Origin of the sequence: Isoptericola sp. NPDC060185, assembly GCF_042728595.1 — a bacterium.
Lineage (GTDB): Bacteria > Actinomycetota > Actinomycetes > Actinomycetales > Cellulomonadaceae > Isoptericola.
On sequence record NZ_JBHWYY010000165.1, the window covers coordinates 1 to 1,077 of the forward strand.

At 68.5% G+C, this 1,077-nt stretch carries 1 protein-coding gene; it reads left to right on the forward strand.

Annotated elements, in window-relative coordinates:
* The coding region (locus ACFWDO_RS21460; protein WP_380347218.1) for a condensation domain-containing protein at window positions 1–1,077 on the forward strand (1,077 nt) is incomplete at both ends.

A 1,077-nucleotide genomic window follows, 5' to 3' on the forward strand; every position in this document is an offset into this window, starting at 1 on the left:
GTGGTACGCGCAACGGATCCGGCCCGATATTCCGCTCACCATCGCTCACTACGTCGAACTGCACGGTGATCTCGACGTCGGCCGGTTGCTGTACGCGGTCGAGCGCTTCGGCGCGGAATCCCAGGTGGGACACGTCCGCCTACTCGAGATCGACGGCGTGCCCCACCAGCGAGTGGACCCCACGTGGCGGCCCGGCTGGGGCCGGATCGACCTCCGCGGCGAATCCGACCCCCGGGCCGCCGCGCTGGCCTGGATGAACGCCCATGCCAGCACCCCGATCGACATGGAGCACGAGCCCCTCACCATCAATGTGGTGTTGCGGATCGGTGACCGGGATTGGTTCTGGTACGAACGCGGCCACCACATCGTGATCGACGGTTACGGTGCGATGAACGCGCTCTCGCGCACCGCCGAGATCTACACCGCGGTCGGCGAGCAGCGTGAGCCGTCCGTTTCCCGCGCCGCCGCGCTCGTCGACCTCTACGCCGACGAATCCCGCTATCGAGAGTCCAGCCGGTTCCGTGCCGACCGCGAGTACTGGATGGAACAGCTCGCCGGTGTGGGCGAACCGATGACGCTGTCGTCGGTCACCGCCGCGGGCGACACCCACGACGCGGGGCGCCACCGTGCCACCGCGGTACTCGACGCCGACCTCGACACGCTGCTCACCGACGCGATCACCACACACGGTTCGGCCAACTCCGCGCTGATCGTCGCCGCGCTCGCCGCCTATGTCCGTTCGGTCACCGGTGACCCGGATGTCGTACTGAGCCTTCCGGTTTCGGCACGCACCACCGTCGCGTTGCGCCGGTCGGCGGGTGTGGTGTCGAACGTGGTGCCGCTGCGCCTGCGGTTCGACGAGCACACCACCGTCGCCGACGTCGTGCGCCAGACCGAACTCCAGATCACCGGCGCCCTGCGCCACCAGCGCTACCGCTCCGACGACATCCGGCGGGACTGCGGGTACTCCCGCGACGCGCGCGGCTTCTTCGGGCCGATGGTCAACATCATGCTGTTCCACGACGAGCTGAAGTTCGACGACATCGCCGGTCAGCTCCATGTGCTCGCCACCGGACC